Source organism: Flavobacterium glucosi, from assembly GCF_048286535.1.
In the GTDB taxonomy this organism is placed as follows: Bacteria; Bacteroidota; Bacteroidia; order Flavobacteriales; family Flavobacteriaceae; genus Flavobacterium.
Map to the genome: position 1 here is coordinate 427,252 of NZ_JBLVPK010000002.1, position 22,114 is coordinate 449,365.

A 22,114-nucleotide genomic window follows, 5' to 3' on the forward strand; every position below is an offset into this window, starting at 1 on the left:
ACAACATAAATACAAACAAAATGATTAAAAGAGTTTCCATCGGATTATTAGTATTGGCACTTTCAACCTCCTGTGTATCCAAGAAAATATACAACGACTTAGAAAGTAAGTTCACCGATTTAAAAAAAGAAAACAGAAGTTTAGCAGATGAAAACACCGATTTGCTAACAACTAAAAATCAATTAGAATTAGACCGCGACGGCTTAAAAACGGATTTGAGTAAATCCAAATCGGAACTCGATAAATTAAAAGCAGATTACGCTGCGGCTCAAAATAAATTCAAAGTATTGCAGGATTCTTATGCCGCTTTAGAAAAAAACAGCGGAGAGGCTTTGCAAAGCAACATGAAGAAAAATAGGGATTTACTGGATCAACTAGACGAAAAAGGAAAAGCATTGGCATTAGAACAAGAGCGACTCAGCAAAAGCGCACAGCGTTTGCAAGAATTAGAAGACTTGATTGCTGCCAAGGAAGCCAGTATGAAAAAACTAAAAGAAACACTGTCTAATGCTTTGAATAGTTTTGAAGGAAAAGGCTTGACAGTAGAACAAAAAAATGGGAAAGTATATGTTTCTATGGAGAACAAATTACTTTTCAACTCCGGAAGTTGGTCGGTAGGTTCCGAAGGAAAAAAAGCAGTGGTAGAATTAGGGAAGGTTTTGGGTGACAACCCTGAAATTTCGGTTCTTATTGAAGGACATACAGATGATGATGCTTTTTCAGCTTCTGGGCCAATTGCGGATAACTGGGATTTATCAACCAAAAGAGCGACAGCAATAGTTGCTATATTGAGCGAGAACAAAAAAATCAACAAACAAAATCTAACGGCTGCCGGAAGAGGAGAATTTTCGCCATTAGCGAGCAATGCAACCGCTGAAGGAAAAGCGAAAAACCGTAGAATCGAAATCATTCTAACACCAAGATTAGATGAAATTGCCGAAATGTTGAATGATATAAATTAAACTTTGTCGAAAGTCATAAAGTCATAATGAATCCCCTATGACTTTATGACTTTTGATTTTATAACTTTATGACTTTATGAAATACACTACTTTACCCAATACTGATGTAAAAGTCAGCAAAATTTGCCTTGGAACCATGACTTTTGGAGAGCAAAACACGGAAGCTGATGGTCATGCCCAAATGGATTATGCTTTAGAAAATGGAGTTAATTTTTTTGATACTGCCGAGATGTATTCGGTTCCAGGGCGTCAGGAAACCTATGGCAGTACAGAGAAAATCCTTGGAACTTGGTTTAAAAAATCTGGTAAAAGAGAAGAAATAGTTTTGGCTTCCAAAATTGCGGGACCCAATCCTAATTTTGGCTACATGAGAGAAAAATTAGATTTTTCGCCAGCAAGCATCAAGTTTGCATTGGATAATAGTTTGCAACGCTTGCAAACGGATTATATTGATGTGTACCAATTGCATTGGCCGGAACGTAAAACTAATTATTTTGGACAACGCGGTTTCAAAGTGCAAGATGATGCTTGGGAAGATAACATTCACAATGTATTAGAAACGTTGGATGGTTTTGTCAAAGAAGGAAAAATCAAACATATCGGACTTTCAAATGAAAATCCGTGGGGAATTATGCGTTTTCTGGAGGAAAGTAAATACAACAACCTGCCAAGAGTAAAAACGATTCAAAATCCATATTCGTTATTGAACAGACTTTTTGAAAACGGTTCCGCTGAAATTTGCCGGAGAGAAAATGTAGGTTTATTGGCATATTCACCGATGGCTTTTGGGGTTTTGTCCGGTAAATTCCTTACTGGTGAAGCACATCCAAATGCCAGGATCAAGTTGTTTCCGCAGTATTCCAGATACAACAGCGCACAAAGTACCGAAGCTACAAGATTGTATCAGGAAATCGCAAAGAAAAACGGACTGACTTTAACGGAATTGTCTTTGGCATTTATAGCCCAACAGCCGTTTGTAACCAGCACGATTATCGGCGCCACAACATTGGAACAATTAAAAGAAAATATTGATACGATTCAAGTGTCACTTTCGGATGAAATCTTAAAAGCAATTGATGAAGTGCAAGCGGTGATTCCTGATCCGGCACCGTAAAGTATGAAACCCTGTCAGAGTTCTAAAATCTGACAGGTTTTTTTTTAGTATTAAAGATCAAATTCATCATCAACAACCAAAGAATCTACTTTTATTTGCGTTGAATCTTGTAATTTGAATTTGATAAAAGATTTTGCAGGTCCTGAAATCAGTATGGGTAAGGACTTGTAAATAGTGTCTTCAGGAGTCAAAAGTCCTCTTCGAAACATAATATTCGTTAGAAAAGATTCTTGTTTTACAGCAAAATCTTTCAACATCCCTTGATCATTGAACTGATACATAAATTTCTTGGGACTTGGAATAATACGGGCGAGATACAAGCATTCGTTCAAAGATAATTCCGAAGGTGCTTTTTGGAAATAAAACTGACTTGCTTCGCCAATTCCATATACATTTGGACCCCATTCGATAATATTAAAATACACTTCGAGCATGCGTTCCTTGCTCACAATCCGGTTATTTTCCAGAATGTAAACCAATAAAATTTCCTCCAGTTTGCGGGATACGGTTTTCTCCCGACTCAGAAAAGCATTTTTTACTAATTGCATGCTTATGGTACTGGCGCCACGGGAGAATTTTTTAGTTCTGATGTTTTTTACGATGGATTGTTTGAAAGCCTCGCTGATAAAACCACGATGTGAAAAGAAAGAAGGATCTTCAGTTGTCAAAACTGACTTTCTTAAATACGGTGAAATTTGGTCTAAAGGCGTATAATTTGGATTGGCAGAACCAACTAAAATCGGACGTTGCAACACATTTTTTATAAGTGCCCGATAGACAAATTCGCCATTAAGTTTGTTGAGATTGGCTTCTCCGTATTTGGTGATTTTCAGATTTTCTTTCTTCAATTTACTGTCAAAAACCAGCTGATTGGGTTTGTTTTGGTTGAAGGCAAAATCCAATTTATAATCAAAAGTACCACTCGCTTCCATTCCCTGAAAGTGGGTAAATAAACCGTCAGGAAGCGAGGTGATAAAGTCCTGCGCTTTCATCTTTGGGATGTTTACTTTGAGTTTGTAAATCGTATCTTTTTCGGTTTCGTAAGCCACGTAGGGATGAAATTTTATTTTATTCAACTGAACCGTTGAGCTGCTGTCAATCGAAATAAAATCAGAACCCAATAAGAATCGGTAATCAAATTTAGCATTCTTGAGGATTACATCCTTACTGGCAATTTTCGGATGGTTAATTTTTAAATTGGCAATAGCCATAAAGCCGTCAATATGCAATGCATCACCATCTTTATCTATATTTTGAATATTCAATCGAATAGAGTCAAAGCTTGATTTCAGGTTGAAACGCTCGTCTAAATACGGCATTTTGATGGCGCCCGTATCAATATTGACAAAACGAATATCCGCTTTTTTATTTCTTGGATCGGCAAATCCTTTGATTCTCCATCGTTGTGAAATGGTGTTTGTTTGAACTTTTATCGAAGTTTCAAGTTGTTTATTGACCAATCGCAGTTTTTGGAAATTGATTGTTGCCTTTTTTCCGTCATCATTGAGTCTGAAAGACAGATTTTCCAGAATCATATCCGTTGGGACTAAATTCAGTGCTTTTGAAATTATTCTGTAGGCAAACTGGGCGTAATCTCTTTTCTCGTCGCGTATTTCTGTTTGAGTGTCTTTTTTTAGAAAAGCATCAAAATTTCTCACTTTTCCTTTTTTTACCAACTGGACAAAACCGTTTTGGACTTCTAAAGTTCCAAGTTGGACATCGCCCGTTATAAGGAGCCATAGATTAACGCTGGTTTTTAATTTTTGTATTTTAAAAAGAGTGTCTGCATTTTTTGGAACCAGTATTATTTCGGTAAGATTTAGCCCTGATAATCCGTCAAAAGAAGCTTTTTTTATCGTGAAAGTACTGTTGTAATCCACTTCCATTTCATTGGAAACTTTTGCTATTGTTTGTTGTAAAACGGCATCTCGAAAGATATAAAAAGCAATAATTAAAGTGACAAACAATACAAAAAGTATTTTTGCCGCTAGAATTAGTTTTTGTTTTCCGGTTTTCATAAATAGTTTAATAAGTAATACAATCTAAAATACAAGGCACTTGAAATCTCGGCCATAAAGAAAAGGAAAATAATACTAAGGGAAAGGTTTTTATGGTTTTCTTTAGAATATTGATTGAGGGAAATGATTTTTTCAAATGAAAAAACTACAACCTGTAAAGCGTTGTAGTTTTTTTATTTTCGGATAGCGTTTAAATTAGCGTTATGGCTTAGGTTCTTTATACTCAAACGGGTTATAAAAGCGTCTTACTTTTTCCACAATTTGGTTTAAGGTCATTTTATCTGCTGTTTCTACTGCTTTTAGTTTTCCGGGTTCAATTAAATGATCCGTCATTAATTTTTGTTCCAGTTTTGTTTTGGTCTGTGCCGGACCAAAAACAATAATTTCATCTGATTTTTTTACATAAGAAAGGACTGATTTTATAAAATAATCCAGCTCTTGTTTTTTTCGGTCGTCAAATTTTTTGTCGCTATTGCCATGATGAACTCCTGAGAAAGTTCCCTTATTACCTTCGTCATTATGATGTACCTTGTTTTCAACCTCAGAATCTATCTCGGTAATTTTTTCTGTATCACCATCAAGAGCAACAATTATTGCTTTTGAGGAGTCTATCCAAATGCCAGTTTGTCTTTTCATGTCTTTACAATTTTAAATTAAAGTAGATTGTTTTTTGCTGTTTTATTGCAACAGAATCGTGCCTAGTTGCTTTATTAAAACGTTTTCTGATTTGTTTTGTCCTGAAAAGGAAGAAGCTATGGCGTTGGCGGTTTTTAGGATTAAGGCATTAATTTCTGGAGTAAACAAGTGTTGGTGTTCTGCTCTGAAAATTTTAAAGTCGGGAGTCACCTGTTCCAATTCCCATTCATTGGCGACAAGCCAGTCAAAAACAATCTCGATTTCATAAGCGGTATCATCGCCAAATTCATTAAAACTGTTTTCCAGCGGAAGCCATTCCGTCTTTATAATTTGTTTCAGTTTTTCGATTTCTTCTTTACCAACGGTTTTGTCTATGGCCGCAATAGAATAGAACACTTTGCCTAAATGTTCGTATAAATGAGTCATGGTTTGGTGTGAAGGCTTCATTTTATTTTCGTAAATAGTTGTTAAACATAAAGTTACGAAAAATAATGAGTTTTATTCCAGATTTGTTATTTAAAATAGGAAATATTTAACATCAATTTCTGTAAAGTAAATCGAAGAAACAGAAAGAGAATTATTTGATTTTTGTATCCAGAAACGACAGCAGATTGTCTGTTTTTAAGTTTTTGATTGGCGTATTTTAATTGAAGTTCAGAACCTTTCCCCATCCGATTATAGTATTCCAAGGCTTTTTTGGCAAAGAAGCGTTTGTGAAAATTTGGAAGTTCAGGAATTTGAGAGAATTTTTTATGAAAAAGCATTTCGTAATACGCTTGCCATTCTCTTTCATTTTTCATTGTGTTTTTAAAATCAACCAAACAACTCACTCGCCACATCTTCAATTTTCGCTACTAATCGGATTTTAATTCCGGTATTTTTCAAGGCAATTTTATTGTATTTGGATACGAAAATGGTCGAAAAGCCTAATTTTTCTGCTTCCTGAATGCGTTGATCCACGCGGTTTACGGGACGTATTTCCCCTGAAAGTCCCACTTCACCGGCAAAGCAAAAATCTTTATTCACTGCAATATCTTCATTTGAGGATAAAATGGCGGCGACAACAGCCAGATCTATCGCCGGATCATCTACTGAAATTCCTCCGGTTATGTTCAGGAAAACGTCTTTGGCGCCAAGCCTAAAACCGGCTCTTTTCTCTAAAACGGCCAGAATCATATTGAGTCTTTTCGCATTATAACCCGTAGTACTGCGTTGCGGTGTTCCATAAACGGCGGTGCTTACCAAGGCTTGGATTTCAATCATCAAAGGACGCATGCCTTCTAATGTGGAGGCAATTGCGGTTCCGGATAATTCTTCGTCTTTGTGTGAAATCAATATCTCTGAAGGATTAGAAACTTCGCGCAAACCGTTGCCCAGCATTTCATAAATCCCGATTTCGGCAGTGGAACCAAAACGGTTTTTTAACGAACGTAAAATGCGGTATACGTGGTTTCTATCGCCTTCAAACTGTAAAACCGTGTCCACCATGTGTTCCAGAATTTTTGGTCCGGCAATGTTTCCGTCTTTGGTAATATGACCAATCAGAATCACGGGAATATTGGTTTCTTTGGCAAATTTTATCAATTCGGCAGTCGTTTCTCTAATTTGAGAAATACTTCCGGGAGTGGATTCAATATAATCCGTATGCAAGGTTTGAATGGAATCGATAATCACGATTTCCGGTTGAATAGCTTCAATTTGCTTGAAGATGTTTTGTGTTTTGGTTTCGGTAAGAATATAGCAATTGTCACCGCTCGGCGTGATTCTTTCGGCACGCATTTTTATTTGTTTCTGACTTTCTTCGCCCGAAACATATAAGGTTTTATACGGTAATTTTAAAGAAATTTGCAGTAACAGTGTGCTTTTACCAATACCGGGTTCCCCGCCCAAAAGAATCAATGAACCAGGAACGATTCCGCCACCCAATACGCGATTTAATTCTCCATCAGTAGTGTCCATTCGGATTTCCTGAGCAGAATCAATTTCGTTAATTCGTAACGGTTTTGGTGCTTTACTGCTGGAAGTAGTTTCGCTTTTCCAAGCTGTTTTTTCCTGTTTTTGGATAATTTCTTCCGCAATGGTATTCCATTCTTTACAAGAATTGCATTGTCCTTGCCATTTTGCATATTGTGCGCCACAGTTTTGGCAAAAAAAAGTTGTTTTTACTTTCGACATTATTTTTTGGTGTTTGGCTGATCATGTTATCGTATTTTTCCATCATCATGTTTTTTGTCAGATCCCCAATTTCTTCTAATTGGGACGCGGTTTGGTATCGTTTTGCCGCTTTTTTCGGGTCGCCCATTTTTTCATACATTAAAGCTAATTCATAATCTGCAAGCATTGATTTCGGATAATTTTTATTGGCAATTTCAGCTAATTTATCCAATTCGGGGTAGGCTTTATTTTTTAGAATTGCCGCTTCAATGGCTTTGAAATCGTTTAGGCGAATTGGTATCTTTAAGCCTAAGCTTTTGTACAAAGCAGCATATTTATTGGTCAAATAATCTACGTAACCGGATTGCAACACAGCAATTTTTTCGCTGTATTCAGTAGATGAAATGGGTTTGTAGGCATCGAAAAATTGGTATAAAGCATTTGGAATCGAGTACAGTACAAGCGAATAGTGTGATGCGCCCTTAAAATTATAGAACTTGTAATTTAGTTCAGGATTAGTAACCTGTTTTATGTTTTCATCTAGTTTTTTTATAGACTCCTGAATTTTTTTTATGTCACCATCACCATTGGATTGATAATAAAAAATAGGCTGTTTTAAATTTGAAAGTTTTTCTGGAATGCGGTTTTCCATTTCAGGGGCGAATTCCGGACTCATTGAAATATATCCATTGAAAATAGGATTGTCTTTGTACAGGAAAAAGTTTAAAAATCCCGCCGTAGTGTCGTGTCCGGCAATGATTCGGAAGGGTGCAACAGGATATTTTTTTTCGAGGTACGGAAGTAATTCGGCACCAATAAACTCAAAGAATTTTGCGCCTTTTCCGGAAGGAACTCCATCTGCTTCATCATAAGTGCAGTCGTCAATGCGTTCGTTATTTTTGTTTTGGCTTATGCCAACGACAATCATTTCTGGTAAATCATCCCAGTAAGCACCGTAATTCAAAGCGCCGTAAAACGGGTCAAATAAGTAATCGCCATCGAGTAAAATAAGTATTGGGTACTTTTTATTTTGGTTTTTTTCGAAAGAAGGCGGTAGGCCAATTGTAATTTCACGGCTTTCGCCTAACGAATTTGAATCAAATGGTATGGTGGTTTTTTGTGAAAATGCTGTAATAGAGAAAAACAAGAATAGTAGTAGTTGTTTCATAATTTGGAGCGTTTAGAAATTAAAATACACCTAAATAAGACAGCAATATAATACTTTATTTACTTTTATTTTAAAAACAAGAAAAATTAAGGCGCCAGAATTGCACTTGCTTTTTAGAAAAATAAATAGGATTTAATCCGTTGAAAATGCTTCAAACAAAAAACAAATGAATCGCTGATTTTGAGTTGTAAAATCAGCGATTCAGTATTTTATGAAGGTAAATGCCTTTACTTTGAGTGATAAAAAAGAGTTTGTCTTTTTTTAAAAGTATGTCAGTACATATTTATGCTCTTAAGAATTAGGTCAAAGAATTGTCATTTTCGTTAGGGAAAATAATCCAAGGCTTGAAGGTTTTGGCTTCTTCAAATTCTAGAATTGCATACGAAATAATGATAATAATATCGTCTTTTTGTACTTTTCTGGCAGCGGGACCGTTTAAGGTTATGATGCCCGAATTTTTTTCACCTTTAATGGCATAGGTGTCAAAGCGTTCGCCATTGTTGATGTTTACGATGAATACTCTTTCTCCTTCAATGATGTTGGAGGCTTCCAGTAAAGCTTCGTCTATGGTAATGCTACCGATATAATTTAAATCGGCTCCAGTTACTTTTACTCGGTGTATTTTTGATTTTACGACTTGAATTTGCATGCTACAAAAGTAAATTAATTTAATGAAATGGTGTCAATCAATCGAATATTATTGACAAGTACCGCAATGAACGCACGGTATTTTTTGTTTTTATTTTTTCGGGTACAAGGTAAAAGAGTCGCTTCGTCAGCAATTACAAAATATTCTAATGTGAAGCGCGTGTTCTTGTCGAATGATTTTTGCACCCATTCTGAAATAACTACGGTGCTATTGGTTGTAAACTTTTCTTTTACGGCGGTTAGTGTTCTATAAATAATAGCCGCTTCGTCTCTTTCTTGCGCTGATAAACGTTCGTTCCTGGAACTCATTGCAAGATCGTTAGATTCTCTATATATAGGACAGCCAATTACGTTTACTTGTAAGTGGTTTTTGGTGACCATTTTTTTGACAATTTGTAATTGTTGAAAATCTTTTTCACCAAAATAGGCGGTTGTAGGTGTCACTATTTCAAAAAGACGTTTTACAATCGTGCCTACGCCATTAAAATGTCCGGGTCTGAATTTGCCTTCCATTTGATTTTCAAGTCCATCAAAATCGAAGGATTGAGCAAGAGGTTTTCCGTCATAAATGTCTTCAACAGATGGGGCGTATAAAATTATATTTGGATTTAAAGCAGTAAGTTTTTTTACGTCTTCTTCCAATGTTCTTGGGTATTTTGCTAAATCTTCAGGATTGTTAAATTGTGTTGGATTAACAAAAATACTTACAACAGTATTTTCATTCTCCAGTAATGATTTTTGCATTAATGCCAAATGACCTTGATGTAAAGCGCCCATGGTAGGAACAAATCCAATGGTGGATTGGATGGTTTTTATTGATTTCAAATAGTCGATTAAAGATGCTTTTCCGTAGAAAATATGCATGGCAGTATTATTAAAATTAAATGCAAACTTACTATTTTAGTTAATAACTGCATAAAATTTTGTAATTTTGCATGGTTTTTATTGCCAATAAATTAAGTAAATTATAATATGAAAGATAAGAGGATATTATATGTATCATCTGAAGTGGTGCCTTATCTCGCTGAAAATGAGGTTTCTTTAATGTCTTACGACGTGCCGAAAATGATTAACGATCAAGGTGGACAGATAAGAATTTTTATGCCAAGGTATGGCAATATTAACGAAAGAAGACATCAATTGCACGAAGTAATTAGACTTTCGGGGATGAATTTGGTAGTGAACGACTTGGATATGCCTTTGATTATAAAAGTGGCTTCCATACCAAAAGAAAGAATACAAGTTTATTTTATTGATAATGATGAGTATTTCAAAAGGAAAGCCACATTTGCTGATGAAGAAGGTGTAATGTATCCTGATAATGACGAACGTGCGATTTTCTTTGCAAAAGGAGTTGTTGAAACGGTAAAAAAACTCAATTGGGTTCCTGATATTATTCACGTTCATGGATGGATGGCTGCTATGTTGCCCATTTATATGAAGCATTTTTACAAAAATGAAGCTTTGTTTTCAGAGACAAAGATTGTTACTTCGGTTTACAGTCAGTCTTTTGAAGGGACTTTAGATGTGGAAATGATTAATAAAGTGAAATTTGACGGTATTCCTGATGAGGCAATTGCTGATCTGGAAATTCCAGACTACGAAAACATTATTAAGGCAACCATCAAGCACTCTGATGCGGTAATTATTGCATCAGAAAACCTGACTCCAAGTTTAACAAAATTTATAGAATCTTCAGGAAAACCTTTTTTACCTTTCGCACCGAAAGATGCATTCGCAGAAGCGTATACTAATTTCTATAGAAACGAGGTTCTTTAAATTAAACTTTTTTTAATAAATATGTACAATAATTCTTTTTTTAAGAAAATTCTGGTAGTTGCGAGTGTTGTTTTTTTATATTCTTGTGATAAAGATTATAATGAAATTGGAGGTGATTTAATTGGTGAAAACAATTTTGATCTCAAAAAAGAAACGTACAATGTTTTAGCTTACAATCAAAAAACAGGGCCTATTCAATCTAATGATCTTGTGGTGAATCCTTTGGGAATTTATAACAACTCGAATTTTGGAGAAACAACGGCCAATTTTGGCACTCAATTGACTTTGCCTGCAACGATAACGACGATTGGTACAAGACCTTATATTGAAAGTGTAGTGTTGACTATTCCGTATTATTTTGATGCGTCAAAAACGGTTACAAAAACAGATGGAAGTCGCGATTATGTATTGGATTCTATTTATGGGACTGAAAAGGCCGTGATGAAACTAAGTGTTTACGAGTCGGGTTTTTATATGAGAGATGCAGATCCAATAGGTGGATTTAAACAGCCTCAAAAATATTTTACGAATCAAAATGCTGAATTTGATAATGTTAAAAAACCAAATCGTTTAAATGATGATTCCAATTTGGCTCAAAACGATGCTTTTTTCTTTGAACCAGCAGAACACGTTGTGACTACAACAGATTCGATTACTAAAGTGGTTACCACTGCAAGAACTCCACCGGGAATGCAATTGAATCTGAATAAAGGGTTTTTTAAGACAAAAATAATTGATGCTGTAGCGTCTGGAAAATTGGCTACAAATGATGTTTTTAAAGAGTATTTCAGAGGGCTTTATTTTAAAATGGAAAAATCAGGAAGTAGTGCCGGAAATTTAGCAATGTTAAATTTTAAAGCCGGAAAAATTACTTTAAAATACAATGAAGATTTGTCAACAACAACTGGTGGTGTAACTACAATCACACGAGTTAAAAAAACTATAGTTCTTGACATGACCGGAAATTCAGTGAGTTTATTGAATACTGATTTTTCGGGAAGCGGACTTGCTTATAATGCTTTGCCTACTACGGGAAATACAGCCGAAGGTGATGATAAATTATTTTTAAAAGGGGGTGAGGGATCTGTTGCTGTGATAAGTCTTTTTAATACTCCAGGAGAATTAGAAGCAATCAGGAATAGTGGATGGTTGATTAATGAAGCTAATTTGGTTTTTCATATTGATGCAGCGACCATGGCCAATAATTATGAGCCACGAAGAATTTATTTATATGATTTTAATAATAACCGCCCTATTGTTGATTATTATTTAGATGTTACCTCAAATAGTTTAGATGCTAAAAAATCAAAAATTGTTTTTGATGGTAATGTAAATACAAACGCTACCAGTAAAAGAGGCGTTACCTATAAAATTAGGGTTACAAATCAAATTATAAATCTTGTTAAATATAAAGATTCAACTAATGTTAAATTGGGTTTGGTAGTTACAGAAGATATTGCAACAATAGCTTCTCATAAGTTAAGAACTCCAAACGCTTTTATTTCTGGAGCGCCAAAAGCATCTGTAATGAATCCTTTGGGAACTATTTTATTTGGAGGTAAATCCACGGTTCCTGATGATAAGAGATTAAAGCTTGAAATTTATTATACAAAACCTAATTAAAGTAAAACTATGTGTGGAATCGTTGGATATATTGGTTTTAGAGAAGCTTATCCTATTGTAATAAAAGGATTAAAGAGACTCGAATATAGAGGTTATGACAGCGCTGGTGTGATGTTGTATGACGGTGATAATCTAAAACTTTGTAAAACAAAAGGTAAGGTTTCGGATCTTGAGGAGAAAGCCTCTACCGCAATTACAAAAAATGGCACTATAGGAATAGGCCACACACGCTGGGCAACTCATGGTGTCCCAAACGACGTGAATTCTCATCCTCATCTTTCTAATTCAGGAAATTTAGCAATAATTCATAATGGGATTATTGAGAACTATGCGCCTTTAAAAGAAGAATTAATAAAACGGGGGTATGTTTTTCATTCGGATACTGATACAGAGGTGTTGGTCAATCTTATTGAAGAGGTGCAGACAAAAGAGAATTTAAAACTGGGAAAAGCAGTCCAGATTGCCTTGAATCAAGTAGTGGGAGCTTATGCAATTGCTGTTTTTGATAAAAAGAATCCAGACGAAATTGTTGCTGCCAGATTAGGAAGTCCATTAGCAATTGGTGTAGGAGAAGGAGAATATTTTATTGCTTCGGATGCTTCGCCTTTTATAGAATACACTTCTAACGCAATCTACCTTGAAGATGGCGAAATGGCAAATATAAGATTGCATAAAGCCATGAAAATCAGAAAAATTAAAGATGATTCTTTAGTTGATCCTTATATTCAGGAGCTTCAAATGAACTTAGAGCAAATTGAAAAAGGGGGTTACGATCATTTTATGCTTAAGGAAATTTATGAACAACCAAGTGTTATAAAAGATACATATCGCGGAAGACTGCATGCTAATGAAGGCATTATTCAAATGGCAGGAGTTGAGGATAATTTAGAAAAATTCCTAAATGCGGATAGAATTATAATTGTGGCTTGCGGAACTTCATGGCATGCGGGTTTAGTTGCAGAATATGTTTTTGAAGAGTTTGCACGTATTCCGGTAGAAGTAGAATATGCTTCGGAGTTTAGATATAGAAATCCAATTATTAATAGTAAAGACGTAGTTATTGCCATCTCACAATCTGGTGAAACAGCAGATACAATGGCTGCAATAAAACTAGCCAAAGAACATGGCGCATTTGTGTTCGGCGTTTGTAACGTCGTGGGTTCTTCTATTTCTAGAGAAACACATGCGGGAGCTTACACACATGCGGGTCCTGAAATAGGTGTAGCATCTACTAAAGCTTTTACTACACAAATTACGGTATTGACAATGATTGCTTTGCGTTTAGCAAAAGCCAAAGGAACTTTGTCGAATAGTGATTTTCATACCTATTTGCAAGAATTAGAAATTATTCCTGAAAAAGTAAAAGAGGCTTTAGAAACAAATGAAAAAGCCAAAGAAATTGCTTCTGTTTTTAAGGACGCTCCAAATTGTCTTTATTTAGGGAGAGGGTATAATTTTCCTGTGGCCCTTGAAGGCGCTTTGAAACTTAAAGAGATATCTTATATTCATGCTGAAGGATATCCTGCAGCCGAAATGAAACACGGACCAATTGCATTAATTGACGAACACATGCCAGTGGTGGTTATTGCACCCAAGCAAGGGCACTATGACAAAATTGTAAGTAACATTCAGGAGATTAAATCCAGAAGTGGAAAAATTATTGCTGTTGTAACAAAAGGGGATACACAAGTGCGTGAATTAGCGGATTATGTTATTGAAATCCCGGAAACATCAGATGCCTTATCGCCATTGATTACCACAATTCCATTACAGCTTTTGTCGTATCATATTGCTGTTATGCGTGGTTGTAATGTTGACCAGCCGCGTAATTTAGCAAAATCAGTAACTGTAGAATAAAATTATTCACAAAACAGTTTTGCTCACAATATTTTAAAAAAAGCCTCGAAAGAAAATCTTTCGAGGCTTTTTTTTGAATAATTTTTTTTTTAGTTTGGACTTTTTTTAAATGTTTAAAGAGAAGAATGAAAAAGTTATATTTATCTTTTTTTATCACTTTTATCAAATATCTAAAAATTAATAATTTTTTTATGATAAATGTATTTTTTATATGCATGCATAATGATATTCTGTTGTTATTACATAATTTTTAACATATAGCAATAAAAAATAAATATAGAATTAGTGCAAATGAGGTAAAATAACTGATAAATATGAATTTTTTTAGGGACTTTTTTATTAATATCAAAAATATTTGTACTTTGGCGTCATAAACCAACAAATTATAACCCAATGAGAGTGTATTTACTTTTTTTGTCATTGTTTTTTTGTAGCCTAACTTTTGCTCAAAACTCAATTTCAGGTATTGTTACAGACAGTAACAACCAACCTATTCCTGGAGCCAATATTAAAATTGTTGGAGAATCTTCGGGTGCGATTACCGATTTAGATGGTTCATTTATTTTACAATCGTCTAGAAAACCGCCTTTTACAATTGAGGTTACCAGTGTAGGTTTTACATCTCAAAGAGTTTCAATAACATCTCCTTCGCAAAAAGTTACAGTGAAACTTGTTGATGAAGAGAATAAATTAGACGAAATTGTAGTCTCTGCATCAAGAACCCCAGAAAGAGTTCTAGAATCACCAGTAACTATTGAAAGAATGGGTATTGCTGAAATCAAGAAAACGGCATCACCATCTTTTTATGATGGATTAGAAAATATGAAAGAAGTTCAAATGAATACTTCAAGTATGTCGTTTAAATCGATTAATACGCGTGGTTTTGCATCTGTTGCAAATACCCGTTTTATGCAATTGGTAGATGGTATGGATAACTCTTCCCCTTTGTTAAATTTTGTACTAGGAAATTTAATAGGTTTATCTGAAATTGATGTTCAAAGCGTTGAATTACTGCCAGGAGCTTCTTCTGCATTATATGGTGCAAATGCCTTCAACGGTATATTGTTTATGAACAGTAGAAGTCCATTTACAAGTCAAGGGATAACTGGTTATGCAAAATTTGGACAAACTTCTCAAAAAGCTGCTGGTACAAATGACTATATTGATTATGGTTTTCGTATGGCTAAGGCATTCAATAAGTATATAGCAGGTAAAGTGAATTTTACTTACATGAGAGGAACAGAGTGGCATGCAGTAAACTATGATGATAAAACACGTAAAGGCATTGATAGAAATACTATTAATTATGACGGTATAAATGTTTACGGTGATGAAGTTGCTACAAATATCAAAGGAGTTGGTCAAGCTTTAGCAGCTCAAAATTTGATTCCTGCGTCGGCAGTAAATTTACTTCCAAATTCTAATGTTAGTAGAACAGGATATAATGAAGTTGATTTGACTGACAATAGAGTTTCTAACACTAAAATTGATTTGTCTTTACACATTCGTCCATTCGGAGATGAAAAGCTAGAAGTAATTGTACAAAGTAAATTTGGTTATGGAAATACAGTTTACCAAGGAGCTAACCGTTATTATTTGAATAACTTTTTTATGCAACAACATAAAATTGAATTCAAAGGTAAAAACTTCTTTTTAAGAGGATATACTACAACTGAAGATGGCGGTCAGTCGTATGACATGTTGTTTACAGGTATTAATGTAAACAGAAAATGGAAAGATGACAGAACTTGGTTTGGTCAATATGCTGGGGCTTACATACAATCAACGCTAGGAGGATTTACTCCTGAGCAATCACATGCACGTGCGAGAGCTACTGCGGATACTGGTAGATTGATACCAGGAACAGATGCTTTTAAAAATGCATTTAATCAAGTTATTAATGACCCTAGTGTATTGTCGGGTTCAAAATTGGTTGATAATTCAAGAATTTACCACTCTGATGCAAATTATAATTTTAAAGATTTGATACAATTTGCTGAAATTCAGGTTGGTGGATCATACAGAGAATACGAGTTGAATTCATTTGGGCGTATTTATACAGATGCTGCTGGACCGATACGTTACAATGAATACGGTGTTTACACACAAATAATGAAAAAATTAATGGATGATCGTTTGAAATTTACTGGTTCTATTCGTTATGATAAAGCGCAGAATTTTGATGGTAACTACTCACCGAGAATTTCTGCTGTATACTCCGCAGGACAAAACAAAAATCATAATTTTAGAGGATCTTTTCAAACCGGTTTTAGAAACCCTACTACGCAAGATCAATACATTGGATTTAATGTAGGAAGTGCAATTTTGCTTGGTTCAGCACCAGATAACTTGACACGATTTGTAGAAACTTTACCAATCGCAACTACTGTAGGTCAAGGATTTGCTGGAGGTACTTCGGTGACTATTAACGGAACAAGAGCATATGAAAATTCATATACCGCATCATCTGTTCTTGCTTTTGCAGCTGCTGCTAATCCTGCATTATTGAGAAAAACAAATGCAGGTGTAGTTAAGCCAGAAGAAGTAAAAGCTTTTGAATTAGGTTACCGATCTTTCATAAATAAAACTTCAATTGATATTAATGGATATTATAACATTTACAATAATTTTATCGGAAACTTAAATGTTATTACTCCTTTGTATGGAACTGCTTTTGATGGTGGTGGTTTAACTAATCCAGAAGGACCTAAAGCATTACATGCTTTGCAAAATGGAAATACAAGAACTTTTCAATTGTATACAAATACTCCGCTAGAAATTAAATCATTAGGATTTGGTCTTGGATTGTCTAGAAAAGTGTATAAAGATTTTGAAATTGGTGTTAATTACAATTATGCTGAATTCGAATTTGATCAGTCAAAAGACCCTAGTTTTGAAGCGGGTTTTAATACACCAAAACACCGCATTAAAGCATCCATCGGTAATGAAAAGTTACTCCCAAATTTTGGATTTAACGTAAGCGGAAGATGGAATAGCGAATATTTATGGCAGTCTTCATTTGCTGACGGTACAATAGCTGCTGCTACAGTAATAGACGCACAATTAAATTACCTAATCCCTTCTTTGAAATCTACATTAAAGATAGGAGCTTCAAACATTGGTGGTAAAGAATATGGTCAAGTGTTAGGCGCCGGTTTAATTGGTCAACAATATTTTGCATCATGGACAATCAACCCGTAATCATTCATTAATACTAAATTATAAAACGATGATAAAAAATTTCAAATGGTTATTATTTGCTTCTTTAGCATTTGTAGCGTGTGATAGTGAGGAAGAGGTAACAATTGACGCTAATTCATCTGATGGGAAGCCTTTAACCTCAGGTACGGCATCAGTTTCCAAGTACGTAGCACTTGGAGATTCTTATGCAGCCGGTTTTAGTGATAATGCTTTATTTATAGCAGCTCAGCAAGGTTCTTATGCAAATATTATTTCGCAGCAGTTTGCTTTGACAGGTGGAGGTGAATTTAAAACGCCTTTGATGGCTGATAACGTTGGTGGTTTGTTGTTGAATGGTAATGTAATTCAAGGCACAAGATTGTATTTTAATGGTTCGGCGCCTGTTCCTGTAGTGGGAAGACCCTCTACGGAAGTAACTGCAAAACTTACTGGATCTTTTAATAACATGGGTGTACCAGGAGCAAAGAGTTATCATTTAGTGGCACCAGGTTATGGAAATGTTGCTGGTGTTGCAACAGGGCTAGCGAATCCTTATTTTGCACGGTTTTCATCTTCTGCCTCAACAACGGTACTAGCTGATGCTGTTGCACAAAACCCTACATTTTTCTCTCTTTGGATAGGAGGAAATGATGTATTGGGTTATGCTACATCTGGAGGTTCAGGAAGAAACCAAACAGGAAATATGAATCCTGCAACTTACGCAAGTAATGATATCACTGATCCAACTGTTTTTGCCAGCGCTTACAATAATATAGTGAATGCAATGACGGCAAATGGAGCAAAGGGTGTGGTTGCTAACTTGCCATATGTAACAGCATTGCCTTTTTTTACAACAGTTCCTACAAATGCAATTCCTGGGTTAAGCCCATCACAAGCTGCTCAACTTAATCAGTTGTTTGGAGGTATAAACATGGCGTTGGCTGGTGCAAGTTTGCCACCTCGTTTTGCGACAATTGTTGCTAATGATGGAAATCCAATAACGACAGAAAGCAATCCACTTCTTATTTTAGATGAATCTTTGCCTAATATATCTGCACAAATTACAGCCGCTTTAACTCCTAGTTTAGGCTCTGGAACTGCCGCTGCTTTAGGAGGTCTTTATGGTCAAGCAAGACACGCCAGTAGTGCAGCCGGTAAACAAGATTTTATTTTATTAACAGCAAGAGGGGTTATTGGTGCTGCTCAAGTTGGAGCTCCTGCTGGTTTTAATACTATTGGTGTAACGTTTCCAATGAGTGATGGCACAGCGTTAACTGCTTCAGAAGTTGCAGAAGTAAAAGTAGCAACAGATGCTTATAACGTAACTATTAAGTCTATTGCTGATGCAAAAGGTCTTGCATTTGTGGAACTAAAATCAGTTACGGATCAATTAGCAAATGGCGGTATAGTTTACAATAGTTTTACAACTACATCTACATACGTAACCGGTGGAATGTTTTCATTAGACGGTGTTCATCCTAGCCCAAGAGGATATGCTATAATTGCAAATTTGTTTACTCAAGCGATCAATGCAAAGTTTGGAGCTAATTTTAAAAATAAAAATGTTGGCTTATACCGTATTTTGTACCCAGCAACGCTATAATAATTAATTGTAATAAATATTTTAGACAACCACCGCTTTACAGTAGGTGGTTGTTTGTTTTGCGGATAGTATGATGTTTTTCCCTTTTTTAGGTCTATTCGTATGAATAATTAAATAATTCCTTTTTTTATAAAAAAAATTATTGATTTTATATTTTAAAAAATTATCTTTGCGCACTGAAAAAAGCATTTAATCGATACGTTTCGGTTGGTACTAATTCATAAACCTAAATAGCTATTTAATAAATACATAAGTAATGTCAAAAGTAATAGGAAAAGTTGCCCAGATCATTGGACCAGTAGTTGACGTAGTTTTCAACGGTAAGGATGTTGAACTTCCAAAAATTTATGATTCGTTAGAAATCACAAAAAAAGATGGTACTTTATTAGTACTTGAAGTACAATCTCACATTGGTGAAAACACAGTACGTACCATTTCGATGGACTCAACAGATGGTTTGAGTAGAGGTTATGAAGTAGTTGGAACAGGAAATCCTATCCAAATGCCGATTGGTGCTGATGTTTATGGTCGTTTATTCAACGTAATTGGAGATGCAATTGACGGTTTAGGTAATTTACCAAAAACTGGAGAAAACGGAATGTCTATTCACAGACAAGCACCAAGATTCGAAGATTTATCTACTTCTTCTGAAGTTTTATTCACAGGTATTAAAGTAATTGATTTAATTGAGCCTTACTCAAAAGGGGGTAAAATTGGATTGTTCGGTGGTGCTGGAGTTGGTAAAACAGTATTGATTCAGGAGTTGATTAACAATATCGCAAAAGGTCACGGTGGACTTTCAGTATTCGCAGGAGTAGGAGAAAGAACACGTGAAGGAAATGATTTACTTCGTGAGATGTTAGAGTCAGGAATTATAAAATACGGAGATGAATTCATGCACTCTATGGAAAATGGAGGATGGGATTTATCTAAAGTAGATATGCCAGGAATGAGAGAGTCAAAAGCTACTTTCGTTTTCGGTCAAATGAATGAGCCTCCAGGAGCTCGTGCTCGTGTAGCACTTTCTGGGTTATCTATTGCAGAATATTTCCGTGATGGAGCAGGAACTGATCAAGGTAAGGATGTATTGTTCTTCGTGGATAATATCTTCCGTTTTACACAAGCAGGTTCTGAGGTTTCGGCACTTTTAGGTCGTATGCCATCTGCGGTAGGGTACCAACCAACATTGGCTACTGAAATGGGTGCGATGCAAGAGCGTATTACATCAACAAACAAAGGTTCTATTACATCGGTGCAAGCGGTTTACGTTCCTGCGGATGATTTAACGGATCCGGCTCCGGCTACCACTTTTGCTCACCTTGATGCAACAACAGTATTGTCTCGTAAAATTGCTGAGTTAGGTATTTATCCTGCAGTGGATCCATTGGATTCAACTTCAAGAATCCTTACGCCTCAAATTTTAGGTGATGAGCATTATGACTGTGCACAAAGAGTAAAAGAAATTTTACAAAAATACAAACAATTACAAGATATCATCGCGATCCTTGGTATGGAAGAATTATCTGAAGAAGATAAATTAGCCGTTTCAAGAGCGCGTCGTGTACAACGTTTCTTATCTCAACCTTTCCACGTTGCGGAGCAATTTACAGGATTGAAAGGAGTGTTAGTTGACATTAAAGATACTATCAAAGGATTTAATATGATTATTGATGGTGAATTAGATCACATACCAGAATCAGCTTTTAACCTTAAAGGTACTATCGAAGAGGCTATCGAAGCTGGAGAAAAAATGTTAGCGGAAGCTTAAAAAGAATTATAAATTATAAATTATAAATTGGGTAGCCTCAAATAATTCATAATTCATAATTCATAATTGAAAAAATTATGATTTTAGAAATAGTATCACCAGAAGCAAAATTATTTTCAGCAGAAGTAACTTCGGTTACATTGCCAGGAGTTGATGGAAGCTTTCAAATTTTGAATAATCACGCACCCATCGTTTCTATTTTAGGAAAAGGTGTTGTGAAAATTACAGCTTCTACTTTCGCTTTCGCAAAAGAAGTAGCAAGTAAATTCACTAAGCTAGATGATCAAAATTATACGCTAGCAATCACTTCAGGAACAATTGAAATGAAAGACAATAAAGTTATTGTTTTAGTTGACTAAAGTAATTTAGATTATAAACAATGAAAGCCTAACTAAATGTTAGGCTTTTTTTATGCCCAATCCCAAATCATAATATTCCAAACAATCCCATCTTCTTCATAAGTATCAATTATTTTGAATCCAACTGCTTTGTGTGCTTGCATGGAACGTAGGTTTATAGCGGCAATTTCTGTAATCAAGTAGTCAAATTGACGATGTAGTTCCTCTCTGTAAAAATGATAAAGTCCTCTGAAGATTCCTTGTTTTCTATAGTTTTTATCTACGCAAATTTGCCCCATTACCACATAGGTTTTATCCTTGGGTACTAATTCATCAATTCTTTTAAACATTGGAATAAGAACCTCAATTTCGTTCCTAAAGCCGGAGAGCATCACTAAAGCAAAACCTGTCACGGCGTCATTTCCTTTAGCAATAATGTGCGCGCAAGCAGAATTCATTTGTTCTAATAGGGCAAAGGAATGTTGTATGGTAACAAATCCCTCTTGAAGTTTCTCTTCTGAACTTATATTCTGAGAGCTATTTTGTAATTGTAGCGCTCTTATTTGTTCCAGTTCGTCAAGAGTTGAGGCCCTTTTATAAAGCATAGGTTTCATTTGATTTTATGAATCACGGATTAATGAATGGTGTTTGATTATCTGTAATTATAAAATTAGCAAATCTTTGATTATACGAAATGGATTTAGATTTTTATTTTCCGCTCAATTTCAAATTCATTTCTGCATAATATTTTTCATTGTATTTTCCTGCAACTATAAGGGCTCCAGAAATTAAAATAAGATTTTTGATTATGTATTGCCCAGCCAAAGTAGGGCAGTAAGGAAAAGTATCAAAACAGATTGTTTTTAGAGTAAAAACGGGGAAAAATGTAGCTGCCATGTGCATTAATAATAGCGGGATAGTATAAGGAATATAACGTTTTATAAGCAAACCAAGACCGATAAGTACTTCGCAAATACCAAGAACTGGAATAAATATTTCGGGTTTAAACCAATAAACGGTTTGTTCTACTAATTCGCCCGCCGGACTCCTACCGAAAATTTTCAAAGCACCAAACCAAACGTAAATTATTGCCAATGAAATCCGCATCAGATTGACACTGTGTTTTTCCATCTTTTTGCTAAAAATAAAATAATGAGTGTTGAATGTCAGTTTCATTATAAAATATATTTAATGGATTATTTGAGTTTTATTTTGTGTCATAGAAATATTATTCTATTTAAATTTAGGTTGAAAAACAAAAAAAAG

The 22,114-nt window shown here is 35.1% G+C and carries 18 protein-coding genes and 1 pseudogene; 9 read left to right on the top strand and 10 right to left on the bottom strand.

Annotated features, from left to right (window positions below; genetic code table 11):
- Nucleotides 1–20: 20 nt before the first annotated feature.
- Both ACNQGD_RS05060 and ACNQGD_RS05065 read left to right on the top strand, forming a co-directional pair.
- Nucleotides 21–962: an OmpA family protein gene (locus ACNQGD_RS05060; protein ID WP_417995640.1), complete on the top strand. Its 942-nt coding sequence runs from the start codon at nt 21–23 to the stop codon at nt 960–962.
- Between the two features lie 76 nt (nt 963–1,038).
- Nucleotides 1,039–2,076, top strand: coding sequence for an aldo/keto reductase (locus tag ACNQGD_RS05065; protein WP_417998517.1), 1,038 nt, complete (start codon nt 1,039–1,041; stop codon nt 2,074–2,076).
- A 50-nt stretch (nt 2,077–2,126) separates the two neighbouring features.
- Here ACNQGD_RS05065 and ACNQGD_RS05070 read toward each other — a convergent pair whose 3' ends face one another.
- The 8 genes and pseudogenes from ACNQGD_RS05070 to panC all read right to left on the bottom strand — a co-directional run bounded on the left by ACNQGD_RS05070 (nt 2,127) and on the right by panC (nt 9,564).
- On the bottom strand, nt 2,127–4,094 hold the full coding sequence (locus tag ACNQGD_RS05070) for a transglycosylase domain-containing protein (RefSeq protein ID WP_417998518.1): 1,968 nt from the start codon (nt 4,092–4,094) through the stop codon (nt 2,127–2,129).
- A gap of 201 nt (nt 4,095–4,295) precedes the next feature.
- Nucleotides 4,296–4,730, bottom strand: coding sequence for a hypothetical protein (locus tag ACNQGD_RS05075; RefSeq protein WP_417995637.1), 435 nt, complete (start codon nt 4,728–4,730; stop codon nt 4,296–4,298).
- A 42-nt stretch (nt 4,731–4,772) separates the two neighbouring features.
- Complete coding sequence (locus ACNQGD_RS05080; protein WP_417993080.1) at nt 4,773–5,177, bottom strand: hypothetical protein; 405 nt, start codon at nt 5,175–5,177, stop codon at nt 4,773–4,775.
- Between the two features lie 65 nt (nt 5,178–5,242).
- Nucleotides 5,243–5,527: pseudogene (locus tag ACNQGD_RS05085) on the bottom strand (hypothetical protein); the annotation flags it as partial.
- 16 nt (nt 5,528–5,543) lie between these two features.
- Complete coding sequence (radA, locus tag ACNQGD_RS05090) at nt 5,544–6,905, bottom strand: DNA repair protein RadA (protein WP_417993078.1); 1,362 nt, start codon at nt 6,903–6,905, stop codon at nt 5,544–5,546.
- Entirely contained in the window at nt 6,823–8,052 is a 1,230-nt protein-coding gene (locus ACNQGD_RS05095) for an alpha/beta hydrolase (protein ID WP_417998519.1), read from the bottom strand. Before ACNQGD_RS05095 ends, radA begins: the two co-directional genes overlap by 83 nt.
- 298 nt (nt 8,053–8,350) lie before the next feature.
- Entirely contained in the window at nt 8,351–8,701 is a 351-nt protein-coding gene (gene panD, locus ACNQGD_RS05100) for an aspartate 1-decarboxylase (protein WP_131991043.1), read from the bottom strand.
- Nucleotides 8,702–8,715: 14 nt separating this feature from the next.
- Complete coding sequence (panC, locus tag ACNQGD_RS05105) at nt 8,716–9,564, bottom strand: pantoate--beta-alanine ligase (protein WP_417998520.1); 849 nt, start codon at nt 9,562–9,564, stop codon at nt 8,716–8,718.
- A gap of 108 nt (nt 9,565–9,672) precedes the next feature.
- Here panC and ACNQGD_RS05110 point away from each other — a divergent pair, with 108 nt between their 5' ends.
- The 7 genes from ACNQGD_RS05110 (at nt 9,673) to ACNQGD_RS05140 (ending at nt 20,869) form a co-directional block, all read left to right on the top strand.
- Nucleotides 9,673–10,479, top strand: a complete 807-nt coding sequence (locus ACNQGD_RS05110) for a glycogen/starch synthase (RefSeq protein WP_417993075.1) — start codon at nt 9,673–9,675, stop codon at nt 10,477–10,479.
- Between the two features lie 21 nt (nt 10,480–10,500).
- Nucleotides 10,501–12,102: a DUF4270 domain-containing protein gene (locus ACNQGD_RS05115; RefSeq protein ID WP_417998521.1), complete on the top strand. Its 1,602-nt coding sequence runs from the start codon at nt 10,501–10,503 to the stop codon at nt 12,100–12,102.
- Nucleotides 12,103–12,111: 9 nt separating this feature from the next.
- Entirely contained in the window at nt 12,112–13,959 is a 1,848-nt protein-coding gene (glmS, locus tag ACNQGD_RS05120) for a glutamine--fructose-6-phosphate transaminase (isomerizing) (RefSeq protein WP_417995632.1), read from the top strand.
- Between the two features lie 393 nt (nt 13,960–14,352).
- A complete protein-coding gene (locus tag ACNQGD_RS05125) occupies nt 14,353–17,160 on the top strand; it encodes a TonB-dependent receptor domain-containing protein (protein ID WP_417998522.1) in 2,808 nt (935 codons plus the stop codon).
- A 28-nt stretch (nt 17,161–17,188) separates the two neighbouring features.
- Nucleotides 17,189–18,742 (top strand): G-D-S-L family lipolytic protein, encoded by a 1,554-nt coding sequence (locus ACNQGD_RS05130; RefSeq protein WP_417998523.1) that lies wholly within the window; start codon nt 17,189–17,191, stop codon nt 18,740–18,742.
- A 256-nt stretch (nt 18,743–18,998) separates the two neighbouring features.
- Nucleotides 18,999–20,510 (top strand): F0F1 ATP synthase subunit beta, encoded by a 1,512-nt coding sequence (atpD, locus tag ACNQGD_RS05135; protein ID WP_417958914.1) that lies wholly within the window; start codon nt 18,999–19,001, stop codon nt 20,508–20,510.
- Nucleotides 20,511–20,587: 77 nt separating this feature from the next.
- Nucleotides 20,588–20,869 (top strand): FoF1 ATP synthase subunit delta/epsilon, encoded by a 282-nt coding sequence (locus tag ACNQGD_RS05140; RefSeq protein ID WP_417998524.1) that lies wholly within the window; start codon nt 20,588–20,590, stop codon nt 20,867–20,869.
- A 50-nt stretch (nt 20,870–20,919) separates the two neighbouring features.
- Here the strand turns inward: ACNQGD_RS05140 and ACNQGD_RS05145 are convergent, their stop codons facing one another.
- Nucleotides 20,920–21,453 (bottom strand): GNAT family N-acetyltransferase, encoded by a 534-nt coding sequence (locus ACNQGD_RS05145; protein WP_417995628.1) that lies wholly within the window; start codon nt 21,451–21,453, stop codon nt 20,920–20,922.
- Nucleotides 21,454–21,556: 103 nt separating this feature from the next.
- On the bottom strand, nt 21,557–21,979 hold the full coding sequence (locus tag ACNQGD_RS05150) for a DoxX family membrane protein (RefSeq protein ID WP_417998525.1): 423 nt from the start codon (nt 21,977–21,979) through the stop codon (nt 21,557–21,559).
- Between the last annotated feature and the right edge of the window lie 135 nt (nt 21,980–22,114).